Origin of the sequence: Streptosporangium sp. NPDC006013 (assembly GCF_040614275.1) — a bacterium.
Taxonomy (GTDB): domain Bacteria; phylum Actinomycetota; class Actinomycetes; order Streptosporangiales; family Streptosporangiaceae; genus Streptosporangium.
Genome location: NZ_JBEXUE010000524.1, coordinates 1 through 6607, shown reverse-complemented (window position 1 = coordinate 6607; position 6607 = coordinate 1). Strand labels below are relative to the sequence as shown.

Annotated in this window: 6 protein-coding genes; 4 read left to right on the top strand and 2 right to left on the bottom strand. The window is 70.6% G+C overall.

Translation table 11 applies throughout. The features are described from left to right. Together ABZ260_RS43765 and ABZ260_RS43760 are read right to left on the bottom strand one after the other, a co-directional pair. A partial coding sequence (locus tag ABZ260_RS43765; protein ID WP_355629775.1) for a hypothetical protein occupies positions 1-485 on the bottom strand: 485 nt, incomplete at its 3' end. After that, positions 470-1801, bottom strand: coding sequence for a hypothetical protein (locus ABZ260_RS43760; RefSeq protein WP_355629772.1), 1332 nt, complete (start codon positions 1799-1801; stop codon positions 470-472). The genes ABZ260_RS43760 and ABZ260_RS43765, both read right to left, overlap by 16 nt. Before the next feature lie 343 nt (positions 1802-2144). Between ABZ260_RS43760 and mtrA the strand changes: the two genes are divergently transcribed. From mtrA to ABZ260_RS43740, 4 genes are all read left to right on the top strand, one after another. Next, on the top strand, positions 2145-2822 hold the full coding sequence (mtrA, locus tag ABZ260_RS43755; RefSeq protein ID WP_030907316.1) for an MtrAB system response regulator MtrA: 678 nt from the start codon (positions 2145-2147) through the stop codon (positions 2820-2822). A 25-nt stretch (positions 2823-2847) separates the two neighbouring features. Further along, a complete protein-coding gene (gene mtrB / locus ABZ260_RS43750; protein WP_355629769.1) occupies positions 2848-4587 on the top strand; it encodes an MtrAB system histidine kinase MtrB in 1740 nt (579 codons plus the stop codon). Beyond that, positions 4577-6364 carry an LpqB family beta-propeller domain-containing protein gene (locus tag ABZ260_RS43745; protein ID WP_355629767.1) on the top strand — a complete coding sequence of 596 codons (1788 nt, stop codon included), beginning with the start codon at positions 4577-4579 and terminating at the stop codon, positions 6362-6364. The genes mtrB and ABZ260_RS43745 overlap by 11 nt, the downstream gene beginning before the upstream one ends. Before the next feature lie 106 nt (positions 6365-6470). Continuing rightward, positions 6471-6607: double zinc ribbon domain-containing protein (locus ABZ260_RS43740; RefSeq protein WP_355629778.1), on the top strand; the 137-nt coding region annotated here is incomplete at its 3' end.

The following is a 6607-nucleotide window of genomic DNA, read 5'->3' as shown; positions in this document are numbered from 1 at the left end:
GCCGCACCCGGCTGCGCGAGCTGCTGGCCGGCAGCCACGACCGGGGAGAGGTCGAGCGGGCCCGCCACTGGCTGAGCCGGGAGCCGGAGCCGCTCGCGGACCGCCTCGGCCCACCGCGCCTCCGCGGCCAGCCGCTCGGCGGCCTCGCGGTGTTCGGCGGCGGTGAGGCGGCGATCACCGAAGAGACCCTCGGTGCGCGCGAAGGTGCCCCTGGTGGTCCTGCGGGCGACCAGGAACACCGCGACGATGATCCCGATCACGATCACGATGAGGACGGCCCGCGCCGCCAGGCTGCCGACGACGCCCGCAGACTCCTGGTCGAGCAGGTCGCCGAGGAACTGGTTCATCCCCCGCCAGAGGCGGTCGACCAGGGACTCCTTGGCGTACTCGGCTCCGAGTAGCTCCTGGATCGCCCGGCGTCGAGCCTCCTCGCGCTCGATGTCGATCGGGGACGTCAGGAACGGGAACGTCAGGAGTGGGACCACGGAGCTCCCTGATCGGGGAACCCATGCCGCGCGGGGCCGGTGGGCGTGACGGACGGGTCCCACAGGTCGTCGGCCGAGGCGTGCACCCAGCCCTGCCGTCGCTGCTCGATCGCCGCGGTCTGGAGCACCAGGTCGAACGCCTCGGTGCGCATCCGCCGGTCGGCGTAGAGCAGGCCGTTGACCGCGGCCTGGAAGGGATAGGTGATCATCGCGCCGACGGTAGCGCCCACGGCGATGAGGACCGCCGTGGCGATCTGCGCCCCGAGGGAACCTCCGCCCAGCAGGCCCAGGAGGCTCCCGCCCAGGGTGAACGGGAAGGAGAGCAACGTGCCGACCAGACCGGCGAGGATCTGGGTGAGCAGCAGGATGCCGAGTGTCCGCCAGAAGCCGCCGGAGACCAGGTTCCAGGACCTGCGCAGGGACTCGACGACGCCGAGCCGCTCCAGCACCGCGGCCGCGGGGGCGAGCGCCAGCCGGGTGGTGATGAACATGGCATATGCCACGAAGGCCAGCAGCGCCAGCAGGCCCGCGATGACCACCACGGAGAGTCCGGCACCGGCCGCGTCAAGCGCGGCGAACAGTCCGACGATCAGGAGCAGCGGGGCGAGTATGGCCACCGTGCTGACGATCACCAGCCCGAACAGCGTGGGCACCCGGCTCCGGGTCAGCGTCCAGGCCTCGCCCGCCGTCATCTTGCCGCCGAAGACGGCGCGGCCCAGGATGCGCGTCAGCACGCCGGTCAGCAGCGTCACCGCCACGAGCTGTACCGCGTAGGAGAGCAGGGTGCCGCCGTACTGGGCGAGGAAGCTCGCCTGCGGGAGGTTCAACGGCGAGGTCGGGTCCGTCAGGTTCTCCAGGGTCGCCGCGCTGGAGCCCAGCAGGAGCGCCTCCCCGATCGCCAAGGGGATCGCGCTCAGCGCCGCGGCGATCGCGGACAGGCCCAGGACGCTCTTGGGGTTGGAGCGGATCAGCTTGATCGCGCCGTCCAGGATGTCGCCCAGGCCGAGCGGGCGCAGCGGGATGATCCCGGGGCGCATCGCGGGGGGCTCCTGGCGCACGCCGTAGGGCGGCGGGCCGTAGGGCGGCGAGCCATGGGGCGGGCCGTAGGGCGGCGGGCCATGGGGCGGCGGGCCGTAGGGGCCCTGCTGGTGCGGTGCCTGGCCGTGGGGCGGCCCGGAAGGCGGCGGGCCCGCTGGGGAGCCGGGGGCCGAGCCGGGTGCGGTCCACGGCGATCCCGGGGCATCGCCGTACGGCGGAGGTTGGTTGGACGCCCAGCCCGGGGGCGTACCGGGAGCGGAGCCGTGACCGTCTGACATATCCCAATCCTGGCATGTGGTCACACCGTTCGTGGTGATCGGGCGATCACGCGGACGTTTCATCTCCCCGGAGAGCGGTGGAGATGCCAGAGGGATGGCCGAGACACCGTCGTTTACCGCAGACTGGGAGCGTGGTCATCGCCGCCCGGCGTTCGCAGTCGCCGGGACCGGTGGTGACCGTGCGGGGGCACCATTGCGCGCTTCACGTTGTGTGCGCCTAAAGTTCGTCATTTGGAAGGCTGGTCGTCGGCCGGTGTCATCTACTTGACGGGCAAGGGTAATCTTCGACGACCGAGCGGTTTATCCCAATAACTCCCGAACTGCGTAAACCGAATGAGGGGCCATGAAAGGACGCGTGCTGGTCGTCGACGACGACGCCGCTCTCGCCGAGATGCTCGGTATCGTGCTGCGCGGGGAGGGTTTCGAACCTTCCTTCGTCTCCGATGGTGACAAGGCGCTCGACGCGTTCCGCGACACTCGGCCGGATCTTGTACTGCTCGACCTGATGCTGCCCGGCGCCGACGGGATCGACGTCTGCCGCCGGATCCGGGCCGAGTCCGGGGTGCCGATCGTCATGCTGACGGCCAAGAGCGACACCATCGACGTGGTGCTCGGCCTGGAGTCCGGGGCCGACGACTACATCGTCAAGCCCTTCAAGCCCAAGGAGCTCGTCGCCAGGGTGCGAGCCAGGCTGCGCCGCACCGACGAGCCGACGCCGGAGATCCTGCAGATCGGCGACATCACCATCGACGTCGCCGGGCACTCGGTCAAGCGGGAGGAGGAGACCATAAACCTCACCCCGCTGGAGTTCGACCTGCTGGTCGCCCTCGCCCGCAAGCCGCGCCAGGTCTTCACCCGCGAGGTCCTGCTAGAACAGGTCTGGGGCTACCGCCACGCGGCCGACACCCGCCTGGTCAACGTGCACGTCCAGCGACTGCGAGCGAAGATCGAGAAGGACCCGGAGCATCCCGAGATCGTCGTGACGGTCCGGGGGGTCGGTTACAAGGCCGGCCCGGCCTAGCCGAGACTCCCCCCCGGAGCCCGAGATGCCTCCCGCACCGAAGAAACGCCGCCGCACCCCGCGCCAGCTGCTGCGGGGTGTCCGGCGTCGCACCCGGCGGGCGGCCGGGAGGGTGCGCCGTGTCTTCTGGCGCTCGCTCCAGCTGCGCGTGGTCACCAGCACGATGGTCATCTCCATCGTGGTCGTCGCCGTGCTCGGCGTCTTCCTCATGCAGCAGATCGTCAGGACCACCCTGGAGACCAGGGAGAGCGCGGCGAAGAGCGAGGCCCAGGCCGACAGGAACGCGGTGCTCGGCTATCTCAACCAGCCGGCCGAGGCCGCCAAGCAGCCCGTCGAGCCGGGCCAGGCGCTCCAGCCAGGGGGAAGCGGCCCGCTCAGCCAGGCCACCGAGGCGCTCGCGCGGCGGGCCGGGTCCGCCAGCCGTTACTCGGTGATCATCCGTAACGAGGGGCTGCCGGGGGAGTTCTACGGCACCACGAACATCGATCCCGTCAGCATCCCGGCCAGGCAGCGCGACGAGCTGTTCAAGAAGGAGGCGGGGGAGGACAGCACCTGGTACACCCCGCTGTACTACAAGGGGCAGCCGGACCAGCCGGTGCCCGGGATGATCATCGGCACCCGCCTCGACACCTGGGGGACCAGGCTCGACTCGTCGTACGAGATCTACCACCTCGTCCCGCTGGACAAGGAGGAGAAGACGCTCGCCTCCGTCCAGCAGATGATCATCCTTGTCGGCGCCGGCCTCGTGCTGCTGCTGGCCGCGATCTCCTCCCTGGTCACCCGCCAGGTCGTCACGCCGGTACGGCTGGCCAGGCAGGCCGCCGAGCGGCTGGCCGCGGGGCGGCTGGACGAGCGTCTGAAGGTCCGCGGCGAGGACGACCTGGCCCGCCTGGCCACCTCCTTCAACGAGATGGCCGCCAACCTGGCACTGAAGATCCACCAGCTGGAGGAGCTCTCCCAGGTCCAGCGGCAGTTCGTCTCGGACGTCTCGCACGAGCTGCGCACCCCGCTGACCACCGTGCGGATGGCCGCGGACCTGCTCTACGACGCCCGCGAGGACTTCGACCCGATGGCGGCCAGGTCGGCCGAGCTGATGCAGAACCAGCTCAACCGGTTCGAGGCGATGCTCGCCGACCTCCTGGAGATCAGCCGCTACGACGCGGGCGCGGCCGACCTCGACGTCGACTCGGTGGACGTCAGGGACGTGGTGCTGCGCGCCGTCGCCGACTCCGAGGCGCTGGCCGAGCGCCACTCCACCCGCTTCGACCTGCGCCTGCCCGGCGAGCCCTGCATGGCGGAGATGGACAGCCGCAGGGTCGAGCGCATCCTGCGCAACCTGCTGTTCAACGCGATAGAGCACGGCGAGGGCCGGGACATCGTCGTCTCGGTCGCCGCCGACAGGGACGCGGTGGCGGTGGCGGTACGCGACCACGGGGTGGGGTTGAAACCCGGCGAGGAGAACCTGGTCTTCGACCGGTTCTGGCGGGCCGACCCGTCCAGGGCGCGCACGATCGGCGGTACGGGACTGGGCCTGGCGATCTCCAGGGAGGACGCCATCCTGCACGGCGGCTGGCTGCAGGCCTGGGGCTCGCACGGGGAGGGGTCGCAGTTCCGGCTCTCGCTGCCCAGGGTGGCGGGGGCGGTCCTTAGGGGCTCGCCGCTGCCGCTGGTACCGCCGGAGGTGGAGATGCGCCGCACGTGGCGGGGGCACATGACGCCGGTGCTGTCGCCGGCGGCGGCCGACGGGGGACGCGATGCGGACTGAGAACGCGCGGAAGGCGGGGACGGCGATCCTGGCCGTCACCCTGGTCTGCGGGGCGTCGGCCTGCTCGGTCATCCCCACCGGCGGCAAGTCCGTCGTCGCCGTCGACAACGAGCGCAAGGGCAACCCGCTGGACAACCCGTACGCGCGGGTCATCGCCATGCCGCCGAAGGCCGCGTGGTCGCCGGAGGAGGTCGTCACCGGCTTCCGCGCCGCGATGGCGAGCCCCGACGACCCCGACTTCCAGGTCGCCCGCCAGTACCTCACCGGTGACTTCGCGGACAAGTGGAACCCGCACGGCGGCGTCACGGTCTACCGGCAGGGCGACTACGAGAAGTTCGCGCCGCTCCGGGAGGAGGACAAGCATGCCCAGGTCACCCTCAAGGGCACTAAAACCGCCATCATCGATCAGGATGGCCGTTACCGTCCGAGCGGCGGCCCCCTGAACCAGCCCTTCACGCTCGCCAAGGAAGCGGGCGGGGAGTGGCGCATCAGCGCGGCCCCCGACGGGCTCCTGCTCTCCGAGGCCGACGTCGCCCGCGGCTACCTCCCAGTGGATCTCTATTTCCTCGACTCCCACTGGAAGGGGCTGGTGGTCGATCAGGTGCGGGTACCGATCGACCCGGCCGCCAACTTCGCCAAGACGACCGTGGAGCGGCTGCTTCGGGGACCGAGCAGCTCCCTCAAGGGCTCGGTGCGCTCCGCCCTCGCCGACACCGGGCTCATCGACGTCACCACCGAGAACAACCGGGTCGTCGTCGACCTCACCAGGCGGGTGGACCCCGACCTGATCGACCCGATGTCGGCCCAGCTCGCCGCGACGCTCACCGCGCTCACCAAGGGCGGCTGGGGGTTCGAGGTCAAGGTCAACGGCGAGTCGTACTACGCCGACACGCCGCTGCAGATCGACGCCCAGGAGCAGTCGAACTTCGACCCGTGGACGACCCCCGACACCGTCACCTCGTTCTATCTCGCCGACGGCGCCCTGTGGCTGCTGGACAAGGAGAACGTCGGGCGGCCGGTGCCGGGCAGGGCCGGCCAGAAGAAGAGCGGGCTCACCCGCCCGGCGATCAGCGGCCAGCCGGTGCAGCAGGTGGCGGCGCTCGCCCAGGACGGCAAGAGCGTCTCCGTCGCGCCGCTCGCCGCGGGCGGCGAGTGGCGGGTGTGGGCCACCGGCGAATCCCTCATCCAGCCGTCGTGGGACCGCTACAACACGCTCTGGACCGTCGACCGGCCCAACGACCACACCTCGATCGTGACCAGGCACGACGGTGACAACAAGCACCGCTACCGGGTGTCGGCCCCCGACCTGGAGACGGTCTACGTCAAGTCGCTGAAGGTCGCGCGGGACGGCGTGCACGTCGCGGTGGTGGTCAAGGACGGGCTGGGCGAGCAGGTCCACGTCGGCACCGTCATCGGTGAGCGGGAGAACACGCGCATCGCCAACCTCCAGGTCGTGGTGGACAGTGAGGGCAAGCGGACGATCGAGGACATAGCCTGGAAGGACGGCAAGACCCTCTACGCGCTCACCGGCAAGTCGGAACTGCTGGAGGCGTCGGTCACCGCCGAGCCGAAGCCCCTGGCCTTCGACTCGCGGATAGGGATAGAGAGCATCACCGCGCTGGACAGCATCCTGCTGGCCGGGGCCAAGGACGACCAGGGCAACCGGCAGGTCCTCTACTGGACCTCCACCAAGTGGGAGCCACTGGTCAAGAACGAGACCGGTTCGACGGACTTCACCGAGAACGGCCCGTCCTCGCCGGCCTTCCCCCTGGGCTGAGCCGCCTTGACCACGGGCCGCCCCAGGCCTCCCGCGGCGGGGGCCGGTGCCCTGGGCTGGGCTTTTTGTCGGTGCGATATGACACCTTGGGCTGGTGACGACCGCCATGCTCGACCTGATCCTGCCGCCCCGCTGCGCCGGATGCGACGCGCCGGGCTCCCTCGTCTGTCCCCGCTGCGCGGCGGAGAGACGAAGCCGCCGCGGACCTGCCCGGCTCGTCGAGATAACCGCGTTCGCGCATTC